A 24,939-nucleotide genomic window follows, 5' to 3' on the forward strand; every position below is an offset into this window, starting at 1 on the left:
CGCGGCAGATTGGGGTGTGGTCTACGACGGTGCTTGTGGACTCTGTGCGAAAATTTCTTGGGCGAATGCGGTTCTGGTCCAGAGCGTTGAAAGATCAGGATCATAAAGGACACCTTGTCCTTTTGACTGCAAATCTTTGTATTTACGATACTCTTCGGCGTTGTTGAAGTGCTGACCACGCGCGACTTCAGACTGCGCCTTGCTCCAAAACTCGGAGTTATACTTAAAATGCGCAAGTATCAGCTGCCGCGCGGCCAAACGCGCATCGGCAATGTAATGCATCCCGGCAGCCAATCGCATCCACGGCTGGTACCGCAACAAGGCCAGCTTCTGCGCGACAAAAAGATCTGGTCGAGATCCCGGTATCAGCCGATGCCGAAGGGCGCTTGTCCATGTGGGTTGATCCGAAAAGGGCCCCCGATACGGTGTGTTTTGCAAGAACGGTGTCCGGTCGCAGAACCGCGCTTGGTCAAATGGATTGTCGGTGAAATCAGCAGATTTCAACGCGCCGGCAGGGTACATGTCCAGCATAAACAGGCGGACAGCCTCTGCCCGTTCAAATTCCGGATCAGCAAGCAACTCCGGCAAAGTTTGTGTCTGCTGTTCCTGCCAAACAAGCAGTTCGTCAGCGTCCGCAACGAGGCTCCATTTTCCGACGCGATACTCGGCAAGTAGGGCTTGTTGCCACGCAACACCGTAGCGCGCCTCACTGTAATCTGTGTCGACTGAGAAAACGGCGACATCTGGCTGTTCCGCCAGGCATTCTAAAGTCCCGTCATCCGACGCATTGTCTGCGATCAAAAAGCACTCGACGCCTAGTTTCCGGTAGTGCGCCAAAAAATGGGGCAGCATAAACATTTCGTTGCGCATACAGGCAACAAGCGCCACCGCCGCCTCTCTGGCCTGAAAAGTGCGTGACACTGGCGAAACGAGCTCAAGAGCATTGCTTTGATATCCTAGGCATGGATCTTGATAGCTGGGCCAAATCTTCTTGGGAGTCAGCTCTGGCGCATCGAGACGCTCCATGGCTTCGCGCTGTCCCGCGGTTGTGTCCATGTGCACAAGCTGCACCGGGGCCGAACGGCTCGCGTTGAACCCATTGTGCCAAGACGGCACTGGAATTGCGTCTGGGTTTGCTCTCCGGCGAACAGTCACCGTATAGCCTTCTTCGGAGACGGAAATGCCGCGCAATGCAAGCAAATCGCCGAGCAGCTTGTCTTCCAGAAACGAGACCTGGAGAAGTTGTTCACCAAAAGTCGTACCAGCCGCGACTAAGGCTTCTTTCATCGCCCTGCGGCTCAAGGAATACCCGGAACCGCCATCTGCATAGGTCGATGGTTCTGGCGACTTGTCCAGATCCATGCGCCCTCTGTCGGAAATTGATTTTTTCTGATGCCAAAGGCGATCTAATTGACCAATCTGACGGGTGAGCTTGCGGCCGTAGTAGTCATATTTGCGGTAGGTTAGAGACTGGAAGAACAAAGGCGCGTTAAAAAAACAGTCGTCATCCACCTTCACCATATGGGCGTAACCAGTGTTTCGGTAGACCCAGTCAATGGTGGCGAGCGTTTTTTGCGGCAATCCTTCGTAGGTGTCCGGCGCGTCAAGATACACGACGTCGCCACGCTGGCGGTTATCACCATCGCCGACAACCACGAAATACGGCACCCCCAACCCGTCCAGCAGACGAAGCCAACCCTCTCGCAACGTCGGGATGCGGGTTTTCAAATGTGATTTGCAGGAAAACACCGTGACAATTGCATCGTAGAGAGGCGACCCGGTGGGTAGGGCATCCTGGGGTTCCAGATGCGCGCGCGCCAAAGCACCTTGCCCCAAAAGCAGCGCTTCAAGATCGCCAACAACATCAAGATTGCCCCCATCACGCCACAGCCTTTTCAGGGACATCTGAACCGGCAAGCTGGCGGCAAGAGCCTCCTTTTCCGAGGCACCAAGATCTGTCACATGCGCGCGGATCCGGGTCACGATTTCCGCAGCATAGGCTTTTTTCGAGTTGGATGTGCCAAAGCAATTTACCAGCACAAGCTGCAACGCAATTCCGAGGAAATTGGACTGCGCACTGGCAAGAGCATCACACAGACCCAGTAGCCTTTCAATTTGCGCCCGATCCACCGACTCGTTCGGGTCGGCAAGGAGTTTGGCAATCGCCGCGCCAGCTTCGCCCTGAAGTTTCAAAAGGGGAGAAGGCGTCTGATCTTGGGACAGGTCTGAAACCCGATCGGCCACCATCTGGGACAACTGATCACTTGGCTCGTCCGTACCCGGAGCCGCGAAATACCGCAGGCCCGCTAAGGCAGGGTCATCGTGAACCTGTTGCAATGACGCCAAGTCCGGTGGCGTATTCTGTTTCAATGCCACACCGGACGGCCCAAAGAGTTCATACCGAAAGCGCGATACGTCAGGACATTTATTACGGTCAAAGAACAACAGCGCTCTCTGCGCCAAATTTGGATCGTCTTTATAGTTGAGAACGTGGGAGAATTGGAGACGGGCTGTTTTTAATTCTTGTGACGGCACATCGACGGGAAGCATCGCCCAAAACTGTCTGGAAAGACCATAGTTGCGCAGACAAATCCAAAGCGCATTGCCTTTCTGACTGGCTGAAAACTCATCGAATTGGGCAGCCAAGTCTAATGCTGCCAACAAGAGTTCGCGACATTGGACAGGCTCCCAGTAGCCCCGACCAAGCCTTGAGAGCAGATGCCCCCAAAGGAATAAGAAATGTTGTCGCTGCCGGTCAGACAGAGCCTCAGCCTTAAGAGATTTGCGCAATACCCAAGCGATGGAGACCGTCGAAACCGGGCCGCCGCCCCTTCTGGCAAGGCGCCGCAATGTGACAATAACACTCTCCATGTCGCCCTGCATAAACAGGAAGGGCAACACACAGGAATCGTGCCAATGCTCTCCATTTACCTTGAACGCCTGAACACCTGCGTTTTTCACAAAGGTGAAATAGGCTTCAAAGTCCTGATCATGACGGGCAAAGACCTCCGCCATGGAGAGATAGACTTTCTGTGCGGCAAAGAATGGTACCGGCATGTTGGCCACCGTGTCCAAGGGGGACACGGCTTGACCGCTTTCCAAACTTTTGGCGAGATACATCTGGGCAAGATCGATCTCTTGCGCCATTGGATCCGGTTTGGAGGTTCCGGAAAGCTGCCCATTATTTGAGCTGAGGTCCTGACAATCCTCACTGCCTAGAACAGAAGGTTTGAGAACGCCTTCAACGCCAAAGAAAGACGCGTAGACCTGCACCGCCTTTCGCTCCGTGTCGGACAATTCGGGAAAAAGACGGCCATGAGCAACATGTTCCAGGATGGCCAAAACCAAAGTTGTGTCCGAGAAGGTGGGGCGCTGATGCAGGAGCGTCTTGAGACGCCGGATCATGTCTTGCCGACCTAAGCCCAAAGGCGCGCCAACTGTGTCCCCATCAGTTGTTTCAAGTTGAAAACGCAATGCCGCGTCATTGCGGCTCAGTGCAGACGCCCATAGGCGCGCTGGCAAAAGTGTTCGCAAACCAGGAAGATGCGTCATCCCGTCCAACGGCGTGACAGGGAGGACCGTGTCCGTGGTAAGCTCTCTTATTTGATGGCCGTCCGCGGCATAAGCAGCTTGCAACACAAGCCTTTTGTCCAGCGTCACCGTCTTCTCTGGCGGTTCAACCACAAACCCGAGCGGTTTGATGTTACCTTGATATTCGATACCGGAGTACACAAGACCATCAGTGTCCGGCTTTTGCAGCGCTGCAGCTAGCGGCACTTTGCAGAACTCTACCCCATCAATTGTGAGACCAACCACATCGTCCTGAAATTGAAGAGATGCCTTCAGAACCGGCTGGTCAAAGTTGTAAGGCCAACTGTGCTCTTCCCCCCAACCGTGTTTGTCTTGCCGGTTAAACACAATGCACTTTGCCTCTCGCCGGAAGGAGAAATGAACTGGCACAGTGACGCCATCTGCTGCGAATACATTGAGATTGGCAAAAGGCGATTGGCACACATCGACCAAAAACGTAAAGGCGCTGGAAGCTGTTGCCGGAAAGAGCAACAGTGCACTGCGCGCGCTTCGGTCCCTGCGCACGTCATACCGAACATCGAGTTCCCTTTGCTGCAGCGCAAGAGACCGAGTGCGCGTGCGGCCAAGCAGAGATGCAAACGTGCCGACAGGGTCAAGAACATTCTGGCTGGTTGCGTCAAAGGGCGGATCAAAACTGGCTTCCGTGGGAGACACGCCATGCAATCCACGGCGAAAAGCATCCCACATTGTGCCAAGATTACTGGCAGAAAGTTTAGGCGCACGCCTAGGCGCTTCGACGGACTGTATGGCTTTGTAAGATCGATCAAACAACCGCCGCTGCCAGCCTGATGGCAACTGGTTTTGCACAGTTTGCGGAAGCGCTTCAATTAGCCTGTCGTGCGCCGGTCCGATCCGGATTTTTTCGCGTTCTGGCTGCGGCACGATAAGCCCGGCCCAAGGATTAAAGACCACCCGTGGGGCAAGCACAGCCGCATTGAGTTGAAACGCCCAATCCGACCTCGCCAACTTTGTATAGGTCAGTTTTTGATTGATCAGGAACCGTCGATCAAACACGCGCGCAGATACTTCCGGCAGAAGCGCGAGTCCCGCGGTACCATCAATTGTCACAACGCCTTTCTCTAACGGTTGCAGTCCAAAAGCGCGCACGTCCGCGAAGCCGGTGCAATATGCTGGTTCGCCTGTGTCATCTGGCGTCAAGTAAGCCGAAAGCGCCATTTGGGCATCATGACGCAGAAGTTGCTCAACTTGTTGAAAAAATAAGGCGGAGTCGACTGTTACACCTGAGCGCAGGATCGTGACGAACCGTCCACGCGCTTTTGACCATGGCACCCCAATGGACAGCTGGCAGAGATCGACAATTTGCACATCCGGATAATCTGTGGCCAGAGACTGAGCTTTTGTGGCTGATCGAGCCAACAGAATCACTTCGATGCCGGGGCCAATCAATTGGGACAGGCTATCCAGCGTCTTTTTGAGTTCTGATTGTGGTTCAGATCTGCAATCGATAAAAACCGTCAATGGCAGCTCGCCGGACATTTCCAAACCCCAGCTGAGCGCGATATCGTCGTCCCACTGCGGCGCATACGTTAAAGCCTGGCTTCGAAAAAACTGCGCCGCCTCCTTCGCAAATCGCACACGCCGGTCTGGGTTTCGCAAACTCAAGCTACGTTCAAACACCAAACGACTGGCAAGCCGTTCGTAGGCTTGCCGCGCATTCCTATGGGGGCCTTGCTCCATAATGCCCCGCAGTCCGCGCAGAACCTGCAACTGCTCAAACACACGGTCACTGTCTGCGGTTGTGATTTGCCCCTCTCGCCCACGCGTTTGCAGATAAAGCGCTCTCGGCAGGTGCACCAAGTGGTCCGTCCGGGCCGCTGCACGCTGAAAAAAGCTATGGTCCTCAAACCAGGTGCCTTCATCAAACGTCAGACCCTCAATCAGGCGGCGCCGATAAAGCTTGTTCCAGGCGGAAGGAAAATGACAAATAACATCTGTCCAACTGTCGAAGGAAAACCGACGCGGCGCAGAGGACTCAAAAAAATCGGACGCGCCATGAATGGCGGAGTGGGACGTTATATGGCCATCCGGATGGCAAGACTTGACCGCGCATGCAACCCAGTCACAGCCAGTACTTTGTAAAGCACCATAAAGCAGCTCCAGAAAGTCCGGTGCGATACGGTCATCACTGTCCACAAAAGAAATGACCTCCGCTCTGGCGTATTCCAAGCCGGTGTTGCGCGCGCCGGAGAGTCCTCTGTTGGATTGGAAAATAAAATGGAAGCGCGCATCGGTCTGGCAAAATTGAGCTGCCAGTGGTCCACTTCCATCGGTGGATCCATCATCCACAACAATGACCTCAAAGTCCGTCCAGCTTTGTTTTTCAATGCTCCGCAAGCACGCAATCACGTGATCTTCGACGTTAAAGACCGGTACGATGATCGATATTGCGGGAATCTGTCCCTGAGAGATGGTCTGAGAAGGAGAGGTCATAAATCAAAGCATTGTAAAACTTACCTATGTTGTTTCTTACCCTGACCGTCGGGTAAAGAGTCGGCCACCCATATTTTTAAAAATTTGACACCACACAGGGTTTGGCGAAACACCTGTGTTGCCTCCAAAGCATCGTAGGCATTAGAGGTTTTTTGTAATGCGGCTGGACTTCTCTTTCGTGCAAACTTGTTCCACACTTCCGGAACACATAGCACCACAAGTCATTTTAGGAAGATTGGAAATTTCATGAGCATCGTTGTTGTAGGTGCGGGCTTCTCAGGGGCGGTCATTGGACGAACCTTAGCCGAAGCGGGATACAAAGTTTCGGTGCTGGACACACGGCACCATGTTGCAGGCAATTGCCACACCGAGAGATGCGATGAAACCGGGGTTATGGTGCATACTTTCGGACCACATATCTTCCACACAGACAACCAGCGTGTCTGGGACTACGTCACCGGCTTCGCGGAGTTTATGCCTTACCGAAACCAAGTGAAATCGACCGTTGGCGGAGCCGTCTATTCGTTGCCCATCAACCTGCACACGATCAACCAGTTTTTTGGCAAGACCTTTAACCCGGTAGAGGCACAAAGTTTCATCGAGGCCACGCAAGCTGACACCAGCATCCAAGAACCACAGAGCTTCGAAGAGCAAGCCTTACGCTTTGTGGGACCGGCTTTGTATAAGGCATTCTTTAAGGGCTATACCGAAAAGCAGTGGGGGTGCGCGCCGACGGAGCTTCCGGCCTCAATCCTCAAGAGATTGCCTCTACGCTTTAACTACAACGACAACTATTTTTCACATCAATATCAAGGTATCCCCAAGGATGGATACACGGCGTTGATTGAACGAATTCTGGATCACGCCAACATCGACGTGCATCTCACCACGCCCTTTACACCATCACATGCGGAGCGCGCGGAGCACGTATTCTGGTCCGGTCCATTAGATGGATACTTCGGAGAAAGGCTTGGCAGGCTTGGGTATCGTACCCTGGATTTTGAACGGTTCACTGACACAGGAGACTGGCAGGGTTGCGCTGTAATGAACTACGGCGATCCGGAGGTGCCCTATACGCGGATCACCGAACACAAGCACTTTGCACCCTGGGAAAGCCACGAGAATACTGTGTGTTACCGTGAGTACTCCCGCGCCTGCGGCCCGGAGGATGTTCCGTATTACCCAATTCGATTGGTTCAGGAAAAAGCTCTGTTGTCACAATACGAGGCCTTAGCGGACTCGGAAGAAGGTGTAACCTTCGTGGGGCGGCTGGGAACCTACCGCTACCTTGATATGGATGTGACAATTGCCGAAGCTCTGTCACAAGCGGAGGCTTTTCTAGAGACGCGCGGGACGAAACTCACCTAAGTGCGCCAAAGGGCATCACTTTGGCAGAAAGATTGCACAACTTTAGGGTGAGTATCTTCAGCGACTTTCGTTGTAGATTTTTGTGATCGCATCTCCGATCACCGGACCGTACGGCCGCGCCCTCTGCAGCACTTTCAGCAACAAAAGCGCGCTGGGCGCATCCAAGGTCTTTTCCTCATAGAGCTTCATGGCGAGGTCTCGAATGGCGTCCACCTCTTCAGGTGCCATAAAGACCAACCCTTTTATGCTGAGAATTTGGTCCAGCAGCTCAGTGCACGCGCCTGCCTCAGGGTCTTGCTCAATCTCCTCTGCGCCAGCTTTAGGTTCGGAAAAAAGATTGTCCTCCGTTCCAAAAAACTCTTTGAAAAAAGCGCGATTTCTTTCATCAAACGCCTGGTACATCTCCGGTTGCCGCGGGTCTTTGACGCCGCCTCCGGAATTAAGCGGCGCAGTTGTCATGACACGTGCTTTCAGCCGTGCATTGAGCGGGTTTTGATAGATCGAAAACCGAGGAGGACATTTTGCGTTAATGACGCGAAAACAAGCGGCCTGCTTGGCGGTCAAAGACTCGTTGGCTGGAACGGAGTCAAAAGACAATCGCGTAGGATCAATGCCAGGCAACATGGTTGCCAGAAAGTCGTAGCGAATGTCCCCTTGTGCCATGGTCTCTCGGTCATACACCTTGGGAACCAGGTTTTCCTTGCCAAAAACTTCCGCCCATTTTGAAAAGAACTCCATGTAGTCGTAGTAATGGTGCCCAGGGCCGGCATCTTTCTGGAAAACATCAATTCTTTCGGGAGAGTGCAGTTTGATACCTGTAGAATACAGGCTGGTTCTCACTTTGGACTGCTCGCGGAAATAACACATGACTTTTACGTCAGAAAACGCGCGGTCAAGCACCTCTTTGACGCGCTCAATCTGCTCGACAGTTTGCAAACGGCTGTGAAAGTGCTCGCTGGAAAACAAGACGGTATGATGATCGTAAGACAGCTCCAAAATTTCGGACAGCAATGCCACTTCAAATCCCTCAAAGAACGCCTCTCTTTGCTGGCTATTAAAGACCATGTTTTCATGCATGTAGTCGTCAAAATCGTTCTGGAAATAGGCCACCAGTTTGCGGTTGTTCGGGAACGAGGCAACCTTTGACAAACCCACGCCTTGCAACGAGAGCGCTTGCTCATTTTCATAAAGCCAATTTTGAATGAGGGTCGTACCGGTTTTCTCTGTTCCGATATGCAAAATGCACTTCATGCGTGTTTTTTCCTCTGAGCAGAGATGGTCCGTCTGACTGTTTCGCTTACCAGCAACAAACAGTCTTGTCACCAAAGTCGCTAGGCAAAACGGCGACTTCTCGCAGAAAAATGGGGCCTGTGTCCGATTGGCTCATTCTGGAATGATGTGTCGTTGCCTGGCCCTCTGCAACGTCCGGACCTCAATGCGTCCATTTAAGGCGATATTTTGGATCTGGAATCGAAAAAATGCCCCTTAAATCCTTTCAACCCGCACGGCCGGATTGCAACTGTGTTGGCGAAAGCGCTAAGTTCATCTCATTGGATCCACGTATTATTCAGGCAGAGTTTAGATCATGTCCTTCAGCCTCGCCAGAACCACGGCAAAGTCACTTGTAATTATCGGCCCACCCGACGTGGAGACCCTACAGGCGCTATTGAGCGACGGCCCAAGTCAGGCGGTCCTGATTGAGCCCGAAACCGAGCGCGCGCGCAGCCTTAAGCAGGAATTTGAGGAGCAAAAGAAAGTGCTGGTTTTGACCGGCGCAATTGGCGCTCCAGGTCAAAAAGCTGAATTCGTGGAATACAATTTCCCCGGCCTACGAAGTTTGCGGAAGCCTTCAACGGCTTTGCGCGAGCTTTTTCCAGGCTTGTCGGCGCGCGAAACCTCAGTGTTGGAGCTGCATTCCATAGAAGATCTATTGGCGCAGACACAGCCTTTGGCAGAACCCATCGCGCTCAGGATAGATCTTCCCGGATCTGAATTGGATATCCTGGACTCTATGGAAAATTCCGGGCTACTGAAACAAGTGTGCCAAATTTCCATACGGTGCAGCGCCGAGCCGATGTTTGAAGGCGGCCCGGGCGTCCAAGATGTTGAACGCTGGCTACAAAATCAATTCTTCCAAGTCACGGACCAGGACCGCCGTGATCCTGATTGGCCCGTTCTTCAATTGGAAGCCAACCCATTGGCACAAGAGCTGGCAGACGTAAAAGCACGTTTGTCTGACACCCAAACCACCCTTTCCGCGTGCCAAAACGATCTGCAAAAGGCGCAAGAACGCAGCTTACAAACGGACGAGAAAGCGCAGCAAGATCTTTTGACCGTTCAAAACCAGAAGCAGCGCATCGCCACCTTAGAAGAAGAGTTGGCAGAAGAACGCCAAGCTCTCGCTGAAAGTCATCAGGATCGGAACAGCCGTTTGGCAGCGCTTCAGGACGCCCAAGAACGGTGCATCCGCTTACCAGAATTAGAGACCGCGCTGAAAAAGACCACTGATGAGGCCACTGCCGCCCAACAGGAAGCAGCGACGGCCAATCAAAAACTGTCGGAGAATCTCCAGTTATTGACGATGGCCACCGATGATACCAAAGCCCTCGCCGCGCAGCTGGCCAGTGTCCAAGAGACCGTAAAAGCCAGCGAAGAGCGCCTCCAAACGGAAGTGGCGCGGGCCAGTCAGATGGAGACAGACAACAAGGGGCTGGCTGCGCGGATTGACTCCCTCATAGACACGGCCAAACGGCGCACCGAAGAGCTGGAACGAGTTCAGGCCGGCGTGGCTGCCGCAAGTCAGCGGGAACAAAGCCTTCAACAGAAGCTAACGGACACGCAAAGCGCGCTGGAAACAGCCGAGGAGCAGCTGAGAAAAATCGACGCGACAAGCTCTGAGCCAGCCGTGGCGCCTTCTGACCAGATACAACTGCTTGAACAAAAGGTGGAAGCGCTGTCACACCCAAAAGAGAGCAACACTGAAACATCGGTACAGGTGGCACTCGACGGGGACAAAAAGGCGCTGGAGAGCAAAAACAAAGAGTTGGACGCCGCAAAAGCCAAAATCGACTCGTTGCAAAGTGACCTGGCGATTGCCCTCCGTATGCAAAAAAAAGCACAGGCTGATATCCGTGAGCTGCGCGGACGCTACCAAGAAACCGAGCAAGTTCGAAAAACCCAATCAACTCTGCTTCAGAAGCTGACTCCACGTCTGCAACAGGCCGCGCAACAGTTGCAGACGCTCTCTTTGAACGGCGATGTCGCACCAACCCTAAAAATCGAGGCGAGCGACACGGCTGCCCCCAAAACGCGCACCACGCGAACGCGGAAGAGTAGCACAAAAGCCAAGGCAAAGACCTCCACAAGCAAGAGAAACCCGACCACCAAAAAAAGTGAGGCGGGATCGCAATGACGACTGATCTGTCAGAAAGCGCATTGGTGGAGACACTGGAAGTCGCGTTGGACCTGCTCAAAGACTACACGGACTCTCCAGAGGACGCAGCTGTACCTCTGCCCAGTTTGCTGGAGCAATGCGAGGATTTGACGCGCACCGAGCCTACTGTTGCACCGGTCAGAACGATCCACCACTTTGCCTGCACCGGGGGCACGCTGATCAGCAAATGCCTGGCTGTAATGCCCAATGTCACCGTCCTAAGCGAAATTGACCCTCTGAGCCCGTTGATGACGCGCCCCAACTCGAGGGCGCTTTTTGCGCCGGCGGATCTGATTTATGGCGCACGTAGGGCCATGCCCCCGCTCAGCGATGACGCCACAATCAAGGTTTTCACTGCCGCTTTGCAGGCACTTTATGAGAGCCTGCAAGAGCAAGGCATGTATCTTTGTCTGCGTGATCATGCCCACTCCCAGTTTTGCACGGACGCCCAGGGAAGCGCGCGCCCCACTCTGGATGAAATCGTCGCGAAGGTTTATCCGGTCCAATCAGTGGTCACTGTGCGCCATCCGCTGGAATCCTACCTATCCCTGATCAACAACGGCTGGAAGCACTTCTCCCCATTCACAATTGAAGAGTATTCGCAGCGATACATGCAGTTCTTAGATCGCTACAAAGGCGTGCCGCTGTTTCGGTATGAAGAATTTGTCGCGGCACCGGACAACGTCCTACGCAAAATTTGCGCCGAGCTTCAGTTGCCGTTTGAGGAGGGCGCTGAGTCGATGTACCAATTGGTGTCAATGAGCGGCGACAGCGGCCGGAAATCCCAAAAAATCAAAGCCAGACCCCGGCGCCCAGTTCCTGATGATCTGGAAAAACAGACGCGGCAAAGCCCGTCCTACAAAGAGCTGTGCCTGCGGTTGGACTATCCAAGTTGATCCAAGATCGGAAGAGAGTTCAAAAACGGAGCGCGCTTAACCGCGCCACCAAATCACAACCGCCCGGATTGGCGCGGTGATACGCCAAGAGTTTGATGCGTACATAGCATCCAACTGGCTTTTTAGCTCCTGGATGTGATGCTTGCTCTCTTCCACCTTGGCCCTTAAGCCACCTTCCAGCTCGCGCACCTGCGTCACCAAAAGCTCTTCTGACTTTCGGGAACGCTTCAGATCGGCTTCTTTCTGGTCCGCGCGTTGTGTTTCCGCACTGAGTTGCGAGTCCAACGACGCTGCCCGCGATTGTGCTGTGCTCAATTCAACTGACAACCGCTCCAATTGAGCAGCCTGCGCATCCCGCTCGCCTTGAGCTGCGTGAAACCGTCTGTTCAACTCAATTTGCTCAGACGCGGCGGCATTGAGTTGAGTATTCAGCTCAGAAATCCGAGCTGCGTGTGTTTCCTGCGAATGCGCCGCCTGCTGCCGTAGGTTCTCCGTGGCTTTAAGACTGTCTTCCAGTTGCAAAACTTGTGCCTGAAGCGCGGTTCCAATTTCGTTTTGGTCTCGAGCCAATTCGCGGTTGGACACACTCAAACTATGCCATTCAGCCGCCAACTGCCCAACAGAGGTTATTGGCTCAATATCTGTTGTGAGGTACCCAACGCTGCTGGCTTGAAGCTCTGACCAAATGGCGAACGCAGACCGGTCCAGCGTCAGCAACACCTCAGCAAGTTGTCGCGCAGCGGGCCACACATCAGCATCGTCAAACGCCAGAACACTTGGTGTGATGTTCGGGAAAAAGGCGGACAGCGACTGCAGCGTCTCGGCGCCGCCTGGACGTTCCGCCAGCACCAGTTTCCGGCGATTAAGGCGCAGGAAGTCCAAAACTGCACTGGCTTCCGCACGCCATTTATCCAACGCGTCTGAGGCTGACACACCCTGCTCCAAAAGAAGCGCCACGACGATCACAGGCGTGTCGTAGAGGATCAAACCACGGTTGTTGCTTTCCACCAGGCCTTGCTGCATGTCATCAAACCCGGAATGTGAAGCAAATTTCTCTGCGCCATCCGGCATGGACTTGAGGGATACCCAAGTTGGAGGTGTGGTAGTCGCGGTTTCTGTGGCGGCAGCTTGAGGCATTCCGTCATGCTTTCTTTGGCTTCGCGATTAAGCGGTGTCTGAAATGATGATCACCTTTAAGGTGTCAGAGTGTCATCAAGAATAAGAAATTTCAAAACGGCACCTACTTCGGATTTACTGTGACTGGAGCCAGATGCGTTTCGGTTTCAATGAAACGTACAAACTCTGCTCTTAGCGCATCGTTTAACGTAGGCAGTACCGTTTCCAGATTTTCAAGAAACTGGGAGCTGAACAGATTGCCTTCGGGTGGCATGCAGTCTTTGGGAGGCTCGTATGAAATACCAAAACGCGCTTTGAGGAAGGCCATATCTTCCGTCACCGAATCCCAAATCTGTTGGCTGTCTGCCTCGCTAAGAAAACTGGCCTTTTCTCCTTTGAGATCAAACAAAGCCAATCTGTCGGTGTCGGAGATCGGAGCGCGCGGCGTCCGGAATTGCATTCTAGCGCCACCTTGGGGGGACAAACGTGGCCCCTCGTAAAGCCAAGAGAGAAACTTTAGAACTTCACCGGATATGCTCGTGTTTGTTTGCTTGGATGTGTCCTTCAGGCCCTCTGACGAAACACCAATGGTGTTCATGAAATACGAAATGAGCCCTTCCGGATGGCTCCGTGCAACCTCATAGGAATAGAACTGCACGGCATCGTCGCCAAACGCCTCGGCATAGGTCTCGTAAATTTTCTGATAGCGCTTCCCGCCGCCTTGCAGCTGAAAGCTGCGTGCGTCTTCTTCGGTCATTCCATTGGCCTTAATCAGCTGCTGGATACCGCTTTCAGCGCGCCCCAATGGGTCACGCGTGAAATACAAAACCTTGTACGCGGGTTCTTCCCCACACAGGTTGTGCATGGTCGCTTTAAGCTTCTCAAGGTGCGGAACTGTGAGACCGGTTCCCGCATTTTCGCCGGAAAAAACAATCTTTTCCCCATCGAAATGTCGAATTTCCCGCCGAATATTTGATAGCCGTTCTTTTGTTTGCTCACGTATTTGCTTGGGCGTTCGTCCCAAGCGCGCAAAAATCGGATCCTTATCTGGATCTCCGAAGGCATCAATAAGAAATGCAGAATGGCACCCCGGCAGAGTTTTGGGGTAAAGTACTCCGCGTTTCTTGAGGTTCAAATGGTTGGCCTTGCAGGTACGCTGAATACTCGTCGTGCCTGTCTTATGACGACCGACATGCAAGACAATGGTCTTCTTTTTAGACGTTTGTGACATGTGAAGGGCCTTCAACAAATCTCATTTTTGATCCAGGTGGGGGATGAAGGCACCATCAGACATCTGCGCCATCCACACAGGAAATCCATAGCACATCGCATTCATCACACTCCCGCCACTGTGCGGTACAGCTGCAAATGTTGATCCCTTACGCTGTCAGGGTTGTGAAGATCAAGTGCGGCGGTGCGAGCTCTCAGGCTCCGTATCAACGCGTCATTGGACGTAGTGTCCTCAAGCGCCCAAGCCAAACCTTCGGCAAAATGGCTCGTGTCTTCGTACCGCGCAATAAATCCCGTTTCGAGGTGGTGAACCAACTCGGGCACATTGCCCACAGGAAAGGCCACAATCGGAGTGCCCGAAAGGAGCGCTTCTGGCACGGTTTGAGGCGCGTTGTCTTCACGAGATGGGAAAGCAAAAACGTCAGCTGCAGCGTACACGAGAGAGAGCCTGGCCGGGTCTGAAACATAGCCCATATTGTGGACCGGCAACCCCAAATCCAGACTGGCGGAACCAAAGAACAGCCCATGCACATTTTCGGCCTGGCCGCGCTCCTTTAGCAAGCGCACGCTCTCCACCAAAATATCCCCGCCCTTCCGCTTGTTGTTCAGGCTATCAGCGCCAAAAGCCACAATCTTGGCATCCAATGGGAGGCCCAGCTGCATCCGTGCAACCAGTTTGTTGGTCGGCGTGAAGTGTTCGATTGGAATGGAGTTCGGCAAAACATGAACCGGACGATCGCCAAACAATGAGCTTTCTTTGGCGCAATCCGCGAGCCATTGGGACGGGGTCACAATGTGGAGGTTCTCGATTTTCGAATAGGCATCACGTTTGGCCCGCCAGGCATCATGGGCCAGAGACTTGTCGCCCTCCAGAAGCGGACAGTTGGCGCAATCCTTTTTGTATTGCTCACACCCTTCAGCGTAGTGGCAACCTCCCGTAAACGGATTCATATCATGCAATGTCCAAATGACTGGGCGATCACCGATGATCTCTTCCATACGCTCCAGGTCCAACATGCCCACAACCCAATGAAGGTGCACGACGTCACTTTGCGCCAGCGCAGCCCCCATCGGAGCGGCCTCAACCATACTGCCAACTTTTGAAAAGAGTTCTCGCGAGAGTGGCTTGGGTGTGGCGTCCTCCTCCAGGACACCCACATCGGTCCAGTGTTTCCACAACATTTCCAGATCGCCAGCCCGTTGCGCATCCCCTGCCGGCCCGCCAACCGGCGCCAAATGAGCGTCTGGACTACCGGAGCGCTTGAACGCACAAATCGTGAAGGCGCCCTGCTTGGCCTCACGCATAATGTTCATGCAGCGTTGGCTGGCGATGCCAGCGCCGCCGTAGTCGAATGTCGTGACAATCGCGATATTGAGCTCTCGCTCAGGCGCGGGGATCAACCCGAGATCTACAAAGGCGTCGCGCAGGATTTGCCGCAACTCAAGGTTCTCGCAAAGTCCCGCGTCGCTGGATCCGGCTTTGCAAAAAACCTCATGCAGCGTTTTGAAAAATTGCGCGCTGTCCTCAGCGGAAAGCGCCTCCCTCAATTCCGCAAAGAAGGGAGGGTTCCACCAGTCAAAAAGGAAGAAGTTTGCGCGCTCTTTTTGCCCTGCATCGGTCAGCAATGACCACGCCCGGCGACGCCACTCAATTTCATCCATATATTTGGAGAACGTATAGTTGTTCATCGCGCTGTCAGCGCTGTCTTGGTAAACGTAGACCGGTTCCGGGATCAGAGTCACAACAGGCGCAAATGTCATCGCCTTGATCAGGAACAGGCTGTCTTCACCCATTCGAAAGTCTTCGGGATAAAGAACCGACTCGATAAAATCGCGATCATACAGGCCGGCCCAGTGACCTTCAGTGGATGACAGCAACCCCGGCATCTCGTTCAAATTGGTGTGCGCCACCACCCTGTCTGAAATTCCTGCAGGGTATTTGGTGCCTTGATCTAAATGTCCATGGATCGTGCGTTCAACATGGAATGCGCCACGCACCACTGTGCTGCCGTGTTCTTGGGCGGCGTCATAGAGCTTGCGCAAAGCTCCGATAGGAATGCGGTCATCTGCGTCCAACATGAAGACATATTGGCCACGCGCCTTACGGATCGCTGCGTTACGGGACGCGGCAGGTCCTTTGTTCGTCTTATTTTTTAGGAACCGAAGTCGCCCATCCAATGTGCTGGCTTTTTGTAAAATAGACAGGGTGTCGTCGCTGCTGCAGTCATCCACACAGATCACTTCAATCTCAGGCAAATCCTCTTGCAGCAAAAGAGAATCCAGAGTGTCTTGCACGATTTCAGACGCGTTATACACCGGCATGATGACGCTGATCTTTGGATACTTCATGCTGGCTTCAGCGGCAATTTGCTCAATCGGCGCCTCAGCCCAAAACCCGCCCCAGAGACGGCCAAAATCTTTCACCATTGCACGTACGGCCAACACAAACTCTTGTTGATCGAGATGGGCATTTGCCGCGGCGATGAAACTCTCTGGACGTGCTTTGGAGTGATCCGCTAGAGAGTGGCTTTCATCCAGTGTCAGAAACGGGAATGTGCGCACCAGCAAATCATGGTGTTCGCTGTGCAATTGCTCCATCGCTGTGTTGGACACGCCTGTCGTCCGAAAATTCAGCAGCGGCTCGCGCAACTCAAAATAGCTCGCGCCACCTTGGAAAAGACGAATGGTCAGGTCAAAATCGGCAATGATCGGATAACGCAGATCGTATGGTCCGATCCTGTCGTAGAGCGCGGCGGGGATGAGCATCGTTTCGTGGCGCAGCGGCATCCGCAGCAACACAGAATGATCATAGCTCATGCTTGGCAAAACATGGTTGTTGCCATCTTCGCCAATGTACAAAGCCAACGCGCCAACAAAATCACAGCCGCTGTACTGCCACGCATTCACCAGCTTTTCGACGGCATCATCTTGATACCAGTCGTCAGAGTTCAGCAGCAAAATTGCCTCCCCCTGTGCCAGCTCCAGGCCCTTGTTCATCGCATCATAGATCCCTGTGTCCGGTTCTGACACATAGTAATCAATCAGGTCTTCATACTTGCGAATGATGTCCAAAGTCGCATCACTCGAGTTGCCGTCAACAACGATGTACTCAACATTGTCATAGGTTTGCGACTGGATCGAGCGGATCGTCTGTTCGATTGTCTCAGCGGAGTTCCAACACACCGTGATCACACTGATCAAAGGTTTTTCCGCACTGGAGCTGCGGACCTCTCCCAGAAGGCGCTTGCCTCCTTCTGCCTGACGGTTTCCGGTCTGATCGGGGTAGGTCGTGTACCGGCCTACAAACTTCTGTGACGCTGTCATCAAACAATCCAAAAAATAGTCATATGAAAATTTTCAAATACACGAAATGAAACGATGTGATCGAATGCGCCCTGACTGCCGCAAACGCGCTCAAATATCAACAGCGGATGTGTGCAAATCTACTGGGCACATCGACGCTGAGGCAAAATATGGCCTGCGTCAAGGAAGCAACATCCGCCTTTCCTTGCAAGCGTTTCTCACCTGATTGACCTTCGGATCAGAGATCCCTTGTCCGAAACCGTCGCCAGGATCTCAGAAAGCTCAACAACCGCCACTGCACGAAAAATGAGCGCAATTGCTCGTTTTTGCACAAACTACGAGGAATGCCATTCGTGGAGCCGTTGGGTGGATTTCAATCTATGGGCAGGCCGAGAAACACACTTGATGCGCGCCGGGAAAGCGACTAAGCCATCGGTGATATTATTTAAACGATCTTTAGAACTGTTCACGGGATTTCACATGAAAAAGGCTTTAATTACAGGCGTTACAGGCCAAGATGGCTCCTATCTCGCCGAATTTTTGCTTGAAAAAGGCTACGAAGTTCACGGCATCAAACGCCGCGCATCGTTGTTCAATACCGACCGCGTTGACCACATCTATCAGGATCCGCACGTCGACAACGCGCACTTTAAGTTGCACTATGGTGATCTTACCGACACATCGAACCTCACACGGATTTTGCGCGAAGTGAATCCGGATGAGGTGTACAACCTTGGTGCCCAGAGCCACGTGGCGGTCAGCTTCGAGGCGCCCGAGTATACCGCAGATGTAGATGCAATCGGGACGTTGCGGTTGCTGGAAGCCATCCGGTTTCTGGGGTTGGAAAAGACAACCCGGTTCTACCAAGCTTCGACTTCAGAGCTGTACGGTTTGGTGCAAGAAACACCGCAAACCGAAACCACCCCATTCCACCCCCGGTCACCGTATGCTGTGGCCAAGATGTACGCCTATTGGATCGCAGTTAATTACCGCGAGGCCTATGGCATGTACGCGTGTAACGGCATCTTGTTTAACCACGAAAGCCCACGGCGCGGCGAGACGTTTGTAACCCGCAAAATCACCCGCGGCATCGCCAACATCGCGCAAGGACTGGAGCCGTGCCTCTATATGGGCAACATTGACAGCCTGCGCGACTGGGGACACGCCAAAGACTACGTCCGCATGCAGTGGATGATGTTGCAGCAAGACGCGCCTGAGGATTTTGTCATCGCAACCGGAGTTCAGTATTCCGTGCGCGAATTCATTACCTGGTCGGCTAAAGAGCTTGGAATTTCTCTGGAATTCTCTGGCGCAGGCACTGATGAGATTGCCACCGTTACCGGCATTGACGGGAACAACGCGCCCGCACTTAGCGTTGGCGACGTAATCATGCGGATTGATCCGCGGTATTTCCGCCCCGCTGAAGTGGAAACCCTCTTGGGTGACCCGGCCAAGGCCAAAAAAGTGCTCGGCTGGGTGCCGGAAATCACTGCGCAAGAAATGTGTGCGGAAATGGTTGCGGAAGACCTCAAAGCGGCCAAACGCCACGCATTGCTCAAAGAGCACGGCATGGACGTGCCGGTGAGCGTGGAAAGTTAACAAAGCCGCGTAAAGGGTTGACCGATGAAAAGTGCCATTTCAGTCTCGATGCACAAGGCTGGCAGCACGATTATGGATCAGCTTGTAACCGATTTCATGATTGAAAAGGGTTACAAGCTGGACCAGATTGCTTTCAAAGTTTTGGCCTCTCCGTTGAGCGAGCGAGATCTATTCATCAAAGCGCAGAGTGATATGTCACTTGATGGAGCCTATTACGGTGTTGCTCGGGGTCCGTATGTTTCACAGATGCCGATATTGGAGAAGCTGAAGGTTTTGTTGCAAGTCCGTGATCCACGAGATTGTATCACGTCAGCCTACTTTTCCTTTAAGATGTCCCATGAACCGCCCAAAGACCCGGAAAAGCTCAAAGTCTTTTTGGAGCGCCGCCAAGAACTTGCTGTAAGTAATATCGACGAATACGCGTTAAGCCAGGTCAATGCATACATTTTTCGCCTGCGGGTGATCAAAGACATCTTAGAGAAACCTGGTCAAACCTTGCTTTTGACGTATGAAGAAATGGTGCTTGAAACCGAGAGTTGGTTGACCAAAATTAGCCAATTTCTTGACCAGCCGCTGACTCCACAACTACGCGAGAGGCTCACTCCAAAAGCACAGTTTTCGGTCACATCCGAGGATGCCAGAAAACACAAAAGACAGGTTGTACCGGGCGACCATCAAAAGAAATTGAAACCAGAAACAATTGACGAAATGACGGAACGGATGAAGGCGGAGCTAGAATTTTTTGGTTATCTTCGCTGACGAATCCATAGTTTCATCTGCACATCCTTCATAGAGGAGATTGGAGAGCCCAATGAGGCCAAAACTCTATATCCACATTGGCTTTCCAAAATGTGGCAGCACAACGCTACAAGACTTCCTTGTTCAAGTGCAGGATAACTTGCGCAACCACAGCATGGTGGTGGTGGACCAGAACCTAAGCCATCCTGGAAAATCGCGCGCCGCCCATGTTGCGCAATTCAAACTGTGGAAGATGCTTGATTCATCCGGCGCTTCTGATGAAATCCATGATGCGTTGCTCAACATTGCTGATGCCATGCAAAAACACGGCACGCAGAGTGCTGTTTTCTCAGGCGAGCAATTGGGAAATTTTGCTGAACACGCGGAATATTTTCTCCCTGCCCGTGCCTTGTTTGACGTCAAAGTGATTGCTTATGTGCGGTCACAAGAGACTTGGTTGCCGTCAGCCTGGAAACAATTTGGGGTACGTGAGGGCAAATCTCTTGAAGAACACTTGGATGGTGCGACGCGCTCCTATGTCCCTGGTTTCCTCCGTAAACTGAATGCTTGGGCGGCCGTCTTTGGCACTGAGAATGTTTATGTGAACACGTTGTCGCGTAGTTCTCTATACAAGGGCGATCTTGTTGCCGACTTCTGTCGTGCGCTGGACCTGCCTGATACTTTTGCCCAAAACAACAAACCAAATGGCTCTGCGAATGTCACTTTTGACAACCACATCCTTTTGGTTCTCTTGCAAGCGCACAAAATCTTGGAAGGGGGAGGAACAGGCAGCATTTACTCGTTCCTGGATAGGTACCTTCCTCCTGCGGCTTTTGAAACTGGACGCAATGCACTTCCAAACGAAAAAGCCTTGCAGCTTCGGGAAGAATATCGTGTGGAAAATGAAGAAATCGTCGAAACATTTATGCCAGACGCCTCGTATGAAGACGCATTTGAGACTAACAAACCTCTCAAACCAATGGATGTTTCTCCTGACTTGCTGACAGCAACATCCAAAACAACCGCCTATCTAATTTCTATCGCTGAAAAACAGGCACGGGAAATTACGACTTTGCGCCAGCGCCTGAACCAGCTTGAGGCGAAGCTAAAAGACTGATCTCTCATCTCCCGGAGGATACAAATGAAAATCTACGTAGCCGGACACCGTGGCATGGTTGGCGGAGCAATTTTGCGCCGGTTGCAAGCACGTCAAGCTGCTGGAGAAGCGCTTGAGCTGATCACGCGAACCCACCGTGAATTGGACTTGACCAATCAGGCGGACGTGGCTGCCTTCATGGCGGCGGAGAAACCGGATGTTGTCATCTTGGCGGCTGCCAAAGTGGGGGGCATTCACGCCAACAACACCTATCCGGCTGACTTCATTTACGAAAACCTGATGATCGAATGCAACGTGATCCATCAGGCTTTTGCGTCAGGTGTCAAAAAGCTTTTGCAACTCGGCAGCTCCTGCATCTACCCCAAAGCTGTGCCACAGCCGATGAAAGAAGATGCTTTGCTGACGGGTACGCTGGAGCCCACCAATGAACCCTACGCGGTTGCGAAGATCGCCGGAATCAAGCTGTGTGAGAGCTACAATCGGCAACATGGCGTGGACTACCGCTCCGTGATGCCAACCAACTTGTATGGTCCTGGCGACAACTTCCATCCTGAAAACTCGCATGTCCTGCCTGCGTTGATCCGCCGCTTTCACGAAGCGGCACAACAGGGTTTGGACGAGGTTGTAATCTGGGGCTCCGGCAAGCCGATGCGCGAATTCCTGCATGTGGATGATATGGCAGAGGCAAGTCTGTTTGTGCTGGACCTCGATCGCGAAACCTACGACGCCAACACAGACCCAATGCTGAGCCACATCAACGTGGGCACCGGCACCGATGTGTCAATTATGGATCTGGCGCTGATGGTGGCAGACGTGACTGGATTTAAGGGCAGAGTTGGCAACGATCCAAGCAAACCCGACGGCACGATGAAAAAGCTGATGGACGTCAGCCGTCTGGCCAACATGGGATGGCGGGCCAGAGTGACCTTAGAAGATGGCATAGCCGAAACCTACAAATGGTTTCTGGACAATCAGGACAGCTTCCGGCGATAATTCGGTAGATTTTAGGATTTCATTTGTCATGCCACATATTATTCACCCTCTTCTTCTTTGCGGCGGCTCCGGAACGCGGCTATGGCCGCTGAGCCGCAAGTCTTATCCCAAACAATTTGCGAAGCTGACCGGTGAGGACAGCCTGTTTCAAGCCTCCGCCGAACGTTTGTCCGGTGAAGGCTTTGCTGCGCCCATCGTGATTACCGGCTCTGATTTTCGGTTTATTGTTATTGAACAATTGGCCGCAAAAGAGATCAGCGCAGCGGCGACTTTGATCGAACCGGAAGGCCGGAACACGGCGCCAGCAATTTTGGCGTCGGCATTGGTGCTCGAAGCCCGCTCACCCGGCGCTTTGATGCTGGTGGCCCCTTCAGACCACGTTATTCCGGACGCGGAGCGCTTCCGTGACGCGGTTGCGGCAGCCGCGCCAACTGCGGCAAACGGGCAGTTGGTGACCTTTGGAATCCGTCCGGATCGGGCCGAAACCGGCTATGGCTGGCTGGAGCTTAGTCAAAGTCCGGAAGATGATTTTGCGCCGGTTGCGCAGCCACTTAAGAGTTTTGTCGAGAAACCTGATGCGGCCAAGGCAGAAGCGCTGCTGACCGGTGGCCAACACCTATGGAACGCGGGCATTTTCCTATTTGCCACGGACAAGCTGATCGCGGCCTTTGAAAAATACGCACCGGACATGCTGGCCAGCGCCCGTAAGGCTGTGGAAGGGGCGGAGGCGGACCTGAGCTTCAATCGTCTTGACCCCGAGGCATGGGCAGAAATGGAAGACATTTCCATCGACTATGCGGTCATGGAGAAAGCCGAAAACCTGTCTGTTGTGCCGTTTGGCGGCGCATGGTCTGACCTTGGCGGATGGGATGCTGTTTGGATGGAGAGTGGTCCAGACAGCGAGGGCGTGGTCACCAACGGTCCTGCGACGTCGATCGAATGTAAAAACACACTGCTGAGAGCTGAGGACAGCAGCCAACAGCTTGTTGGAATCGGGTTGCAAGACGTCATCGCGGTCGCCATGCCGGATGCGGTTTTGGTTGCACACAAAGACCGTGCTCAGGACGTCAAAAAAGCCGTGGCAGCGCTGAAGGAGAATGGCGCCTCCCAGGCGGAAATTCTGCCACGTGACTACCGCCCCTGGGGCTGGTTTGAGAGCCTGGTTGTCGGCAGCCGTTTTCAGGTGAAACGTATTCACGTACATCCGGGCGCGGCGCTGAGCCTGCAAAGCCATCATCACCGGTCCGAACACTGGATTGTTGTCGAAGGCACCGCCAAAGTCACGGTGGATGACGAAATCAAACTCGTGACCGAAAACCAATCTGTTTATATTCCCCTGGGTGCGGTGCATCGCATGGAAAACCCGGGAAAAGTGCCCATGGTTTTGATCGAGGTTCAAACCGGTTCTTACCTCGGTGAAGACGACATCATTCGCTACGAAGATGTTTATGCCCGTGGCCAAGGCGCCAAAGGGTAGCCTCCGCAGACATTTCGACGTCCTCATAGTAAACCGCTCCTTTGAGAGCGGTTTACTTGTTTTAATCGGCTCAACTGTGGCTGGGGGCGGGCGCACTCCAGCTCTGATTATGTTTGCTCCGGCATGGTCTCAGCCTGTTGAAAACGCAAGTCGATCCAGCGCCCCGCGGGGATGTCTAGAGGGTCTCCGGCACGCCATGCGCCGTCCCAAACTATCGAACTGGTGGAGATCACCAGCCGACGGTTGGTGCTGTCATGCTCCGTTTCGACAAAGACCAGTCGGTTTCCGTTTGCATCCTGAGGGACTTCGATCTGCCAGCCTGTGGTTGCGAGCGCGTCCACGCTGTCCAAACAATATTGACCCGACCCAAGTCGAGTGAAAGTTGCATCAAGCGGTACGCACGGCATTTCAATCCCCGCGTCATACAGCCGGACAATCGGGCTGGCTTCCTTTATGAACCCGTTGGCATCGACGGTTGTGTTGCCAGTCGTGTGAAAGGTCATCCACGCCGTGAATGGCGCAGTGGTTGCCGCCTTGCTCCGCACTTGTACCTCTGCGGATGAGGAGGAAAACTTGATCGCAAATTGCCAACGATACCCGTCCGCGTCACCTAAGGTGCCATTACCGCAAAGCAATCCGGCCGCGCCTGCCCAGCTGGAAAATGGGTTGTCCCCACTCGCCGCATTCGCATGGGACCCACCATAGAAGAAATACATTCCACTGGCCAAATGTGCATCTAAGTCGCTGACCAACGGGCCTGCGTCTTCGCCCAAGCCAAAATCTCCGGTTTTGAGAATTCGGCCTGCGGTGCTGTCTGTGGCGGTTTGTGTGATCCCGGTGCCGGAGATGAGGCCAGCCACGTCCAGACCGGTTGGTGCAGAGACCACACCTGTTGCCGCATCTATGCTCAGCCCCGTTGTCCAAGATGAGCCATCCGGGCTGACCTTAATGGCGAAGTCGTCATTTCCAGCGGCGCCCATCTCTACGCGGCCGGACCAGTTTGTTTGGAACAACAGGCTGGCAGTGTCTGTCGCTGTGGCCTTGTTGATTTTGACCTGATGTCCGGCCCCTTCGTGGGACAAAAGCGTTGCCGGGGAAGACACGGACAAGCGGTTGGTGGCGTCGTGACCGGTATTTACTCCCAGGCCGGTGAGGTTGGACAGCTTTGAAATTTCTGTGGGATTCCAAGCGGATCCATCCCAGATCAACACTTCCGTTCCACCGTTCTCGATGGCGGTAAAGCCTTGTTGTAGCGCGTTAAAAAGCCATGCGCCATTGGTCCAAGTGGCCAGATTATGGGCATTGTTGGACCAATCCGCTGTGGGCGCGGCACCCAGCGCCCAGGTAGCGCCGTCGGTTGGTGCGGCTGGTGGGTCGGTGGCGTCAAAAGCCTCAACAACCGTCTGAACCAACACGTCCAATTTTTGCAAAGCTTCATTGTGGGTGACGTGCTTTTGGGCCTGTGAGGGCATGATAAACGGCAAGGAAAGGCGCGACGAATTCTCTGACATGGGACAACTCCATCAATTGGGGATGGGCGCCAGAGTCAGAGAGGCGGGTTGCCAAGATCACAACGCAGCAACCGCAGGTGTTGCGTGGTCCAAAACCCACATCGGTATTGCGTCAG

14 protein-coding genes are annotated in these 24,939 nt (G+C 53.4%); 8 read left to right on the plus strand and 6 right to left on the minus strand.

All coding sequences use genetic code 11. The annotated features are described in order from the left end of the window. Positions 1–21: 21 nt before the first annotated feature. Positions 22–6,042 (minus strand): glycosyltransferase, encoded by a 6,021-nt coding sequence (locus JXR15_RS03860; RefSeq protein WP_422051908.1) that lies wholly within the window; start codon positions 6,040–6,042, stop codon positions 22–24. Between the two features lie 246 nt (positions 6,043–6,288). On the opposite strand from JXR15_RS03860, the gene glf reads away from it, so the two are divergent. Continuing rightward, positions 6,289–7,410, plus strand: coding sequence for a UDP-galactopyranose mutase (gene glf, locus JXR15_RS03865; RefSeq protein WP_422051909.1), 1,122 nt, complete (start codon positions 6,289–6,291; stop codon positions 7,408–7,410). Positions 7,411–7,467: 57 nt separating this feature from the next. Here glf and JXR15_RS03870 read toward each other — a convergent pair whose 3' ends face one another. Beyond that, positions 7,468–8,733 (minus strand): hypothetical protein, encoded by a 1,266-nt coding sequence (locus tag JXR15_RS03870; RefSeq protein ID WP_422051910.1) that lies wholly within the window; start codon positions 8,731–8,733, stop codon positions 7,468–7,470. 262 nt (positions 8,734–8,995) lie between these two features. On the opposite strand from JXR15_RS03870, the gene JXR15_RS03875 reads away from it, so the two are divergent. Both JXR15_RS03875 and JXR15_RS03880 read left to right on the plus strand, forming a co-directional pair. After that, positions 8,996–10,822, plus strand: coding sequence for a hypothetical protein (locus JXR15_RS03875; protein ID WP_422051911.1), 1,827 nt, complete (start codon positions 8,996–8,998; stop codon positions 10,820–10,822). After that, the gene (locus JXR15_RS03880; RefSeq protein ID WP_422051912.1) at positions 10,819–11,739 is read left to right on the plus strand and encodes a sulfotransferase; all 921 of its coding nucleotides are present in this window, start codon (positions 10,819–10,821) and stop codon (positions 11,737–11,739) included. Before JXR15_RS03875 ends, JXR15_RS03880 begins: the two co-directional genes overlap by 4 nt. Before the next feature lie 36 nt (positions 11,740–11,775). Here the strand turns inward: JXR15_RS03880 and JXR15_RS03885 are convergent, their stop codons facing one another. From JXR15_RS03885 to JXR15_RS03895, 3 genes are all read right to left on the minus strand, one after another. Continuing rightward, the gene (locus JXR15_RS03885; RefSeq protein ID WP_422051913.1) at positions 11,776–12,876 is read right to left on the minus strand and encodes a hypothetical protein; all 1,101 of its coding nucleotides are present in this window, start codon (positions 12,874–12,876) and stop codon (positions 11,776–11,778) included. A gap of 103 nt (positions 12,877–12,979) precedes the next feature. After that, positions 12,980–14,086: a hypothetical protein gene (locus JXR15_RS03890; RefSeq protein ID WP_422051914.1), complete on the minus strand. Its 1,107-nt coding sequence runs from the start codon at positions 14,084–14,086 to the stop codon at positions 12,980–12,982. 104 nt (positions 14,087–14,190) lie between these two features. Then, positions 14,191–17,409 carry a glycosyltransferase gene (locus JXR15_RS03895; RefSeq protein ID WP_422051915.1) on the minus strand — a complete coding sequence of 1,073 codons (3,219 nt, stop codon included), beginning with the start codon at positions 17,407–17,409 and terminating at the stop codon, positions 14,191–14,193. 459 nt (positions 17,410–17,868) lie between these two features. Here JXR15_RS03895 and gmd point away from each other — a divergent pair, with 459 nt between their 5' ends. Genes gmd through JXR15_RS03920 form a run of 5 tightly spaced genes read left to right on the plus strand, consistent with a single transcriptional unit; the run spans position 17,869 to position 23,312 of the window. Continuing rightward, positions 17,869–18,987, plus strand: coding sequence for a GDP-mannose 4,6-dehydratase (gene gmd / locus JXR15_RS03900; RefSeq protein ID WP_422051916.1), 1,119 nt, complete (start codon positions 17,869–17,871; stop codon positions 18,985–18,987). Positions 18,988–19,011: 24 nt separating this feature from the next. Next, a complete protein-coding gene (locus tag JXR15_RS03905) occupies positions 19,012–19,746 on the plus strand; it encodes a sulfotransferase domain-containing protein (protein WP_422051917.1) in 735 nt (244 codons plus the stop codon). A gap of 52 nt (positions 19,747–19,798) precedes the next feature. Next, positions 19,799–20,842, plus strand: a complete 1,044-nt coding sequence (locus tag JXR15_RS03910) for a hypothetical protein (protein ID WP_422051918.1) — start codon at positions 19,799–19,801, stop codon at positions 20,840–20,842. A gap of 24 nt (positions 20,843–20,866) precedes the next feature. Then, complete coding sequence (gene fcl / locus JXR15_RS03915) at positions 20,867–21,835, plus strand: GDP-L-fucose synthase (RefSeq protein WP_422051919.1); 969 nt, start codon at positions 20,867–20,869, stop codon at positions 21,833–21,835. Between the two features lie 28 nt (positions 21,836–21,863). Continuing rightward, positions 21,864–23,312 (plus strand): mannose-1-phosphate guanylyltransferase/mannose-6-phosphate isomerase, encoded by a 1,449-nt coding sequence (locus tag JXR15_RS03920; protein WP_422051920.1) that lies wholly within the window; start codon positions 21,864–21,866, stop codon positions 23,310–23,312. 107 nt (positions 23,313–23,419) lie between these two features. On the opposite strand, the gene JXR15_RS03925 is transcribed toward JXR15_RS03920, so the two are convergent. Beyond that, complete coding sequence (locus JXR15_RS03925; protein ID WP_422051921.1) at positions 23,420–24,823, minus strand: DUF2793 domain-containing protein; 1,404 nt, start codon at positions 24,821–24,823, stop codon at positions 23,420–23,422. Between the last annotated feature and the right edge of the window lie 116 nt (positions 24,824–24,939).

Origin of the sequence: Shimia sp. (assembly GCF_049116215.1) — a bacterium.
GTDB lineage: Bacteria > Pseudomonadota > Alphaproteobacteria > Rhodobacterales > Rhodobacteraceae > Shimia.

What these genes read in the sequence shown, in the direction of transcription:
- JXR15_RS03860 (WP_422051908.1), bottom strand. Translation starts at nt 6,042, where the DNA reads ATGACCTCTCCTTCTCAGACCATCTCTCAGGGACAGATTCCCGCAATA.
- glf (WP_422051909.1), top strand. Translation starts at nt 6,289, where the DNA reads ATGAGCATCGTTGTTGTAGGTGCGGGCTTCTCAGGGGCGGTCATTGGA.
- JXR15_RS03875 (WP_422051911.1), top strand. Translation starts at nt 8,996, where the DNA reads ATGTCCTTCAGCCTCGCCAGAACCACGGCAAAGTCACTTGTAATTATC.
- JXR15_RS03880 (WP_422051912.1), top strand. Translation starts at nt 10,819, where the DNA reads ATGACGACTGATCTGTCAGAAAGCGCATTGGTGGAGACACTGGAAGTC.
- JXR15_RS03885 (WP_422051913.1), bottom strand. Translation starts at nt 12,876, where the DNA reads ATGCCTCAAGCTGCCGCCACAGAAACCGCGACTACCACACCTCCAACT.
- JXR15_RS03890 (WP_422051914.1), bottom strand. Translation starts at nt 14,086, where the DNA reads ATGTCACAAACGTCTAAAAAGAAGACCATTGTCTTGCATGTCGGTCGT.
- JXR15_RS03895 (WP_422051915.1), bottom strand. Translation starts at nt 17,409, where the DNA reads ATGACAGCGTCACAGAAGTTTGTAGGCCGGTACACGACCTACCCCGAT.
- gmd (WP_422051916.1), top strand. Translation starts at nt 17,869, where the DNA reads ATGAAAAAGGCTTTAATTACAGGCGTTACAGGCCAAGATGGCTCCTAT.
- JXR15_RS03905 (WP_422051917.1), top strand. Translation starts at nt 19,012, where the DNA reads ATGAAAAGTGCCATTTCAGTCTCGATGCACAAGGCTGGCAGCACGATT.
- JXR15_RS03910 (WP_422051918.1), top strand. Translation starts at nt 19,799, where the DNA reads ATGAGGCCAAAACTCTATATCCACATTGGCTTTCCAAAATGTGGCAGC.
- fcl (WP_422051919.1), top strand. Translation starts at nt 20,867, where the DNA reads ATGAAAATCTACGTAGCCGGACACCGTGGCATGGTTGGCGGAGCAATT.
- JXR15_RS03920 (WP_422051920.1), top strand. Translation starts at nt 21,864, where the DNA reads ATGCCACATATTATTCACCCTCTTCTTCTTTGCGGCGGCTCCGGAACG.
- JXR15_RS03925 (WP_422051921.1), bottom strand. Translation starts at nt 24,823, where the DNA reads ATGTCAGAGAATTCGTCGCGCCTTTCCTTGCCGTTTATCATGCCCTCA.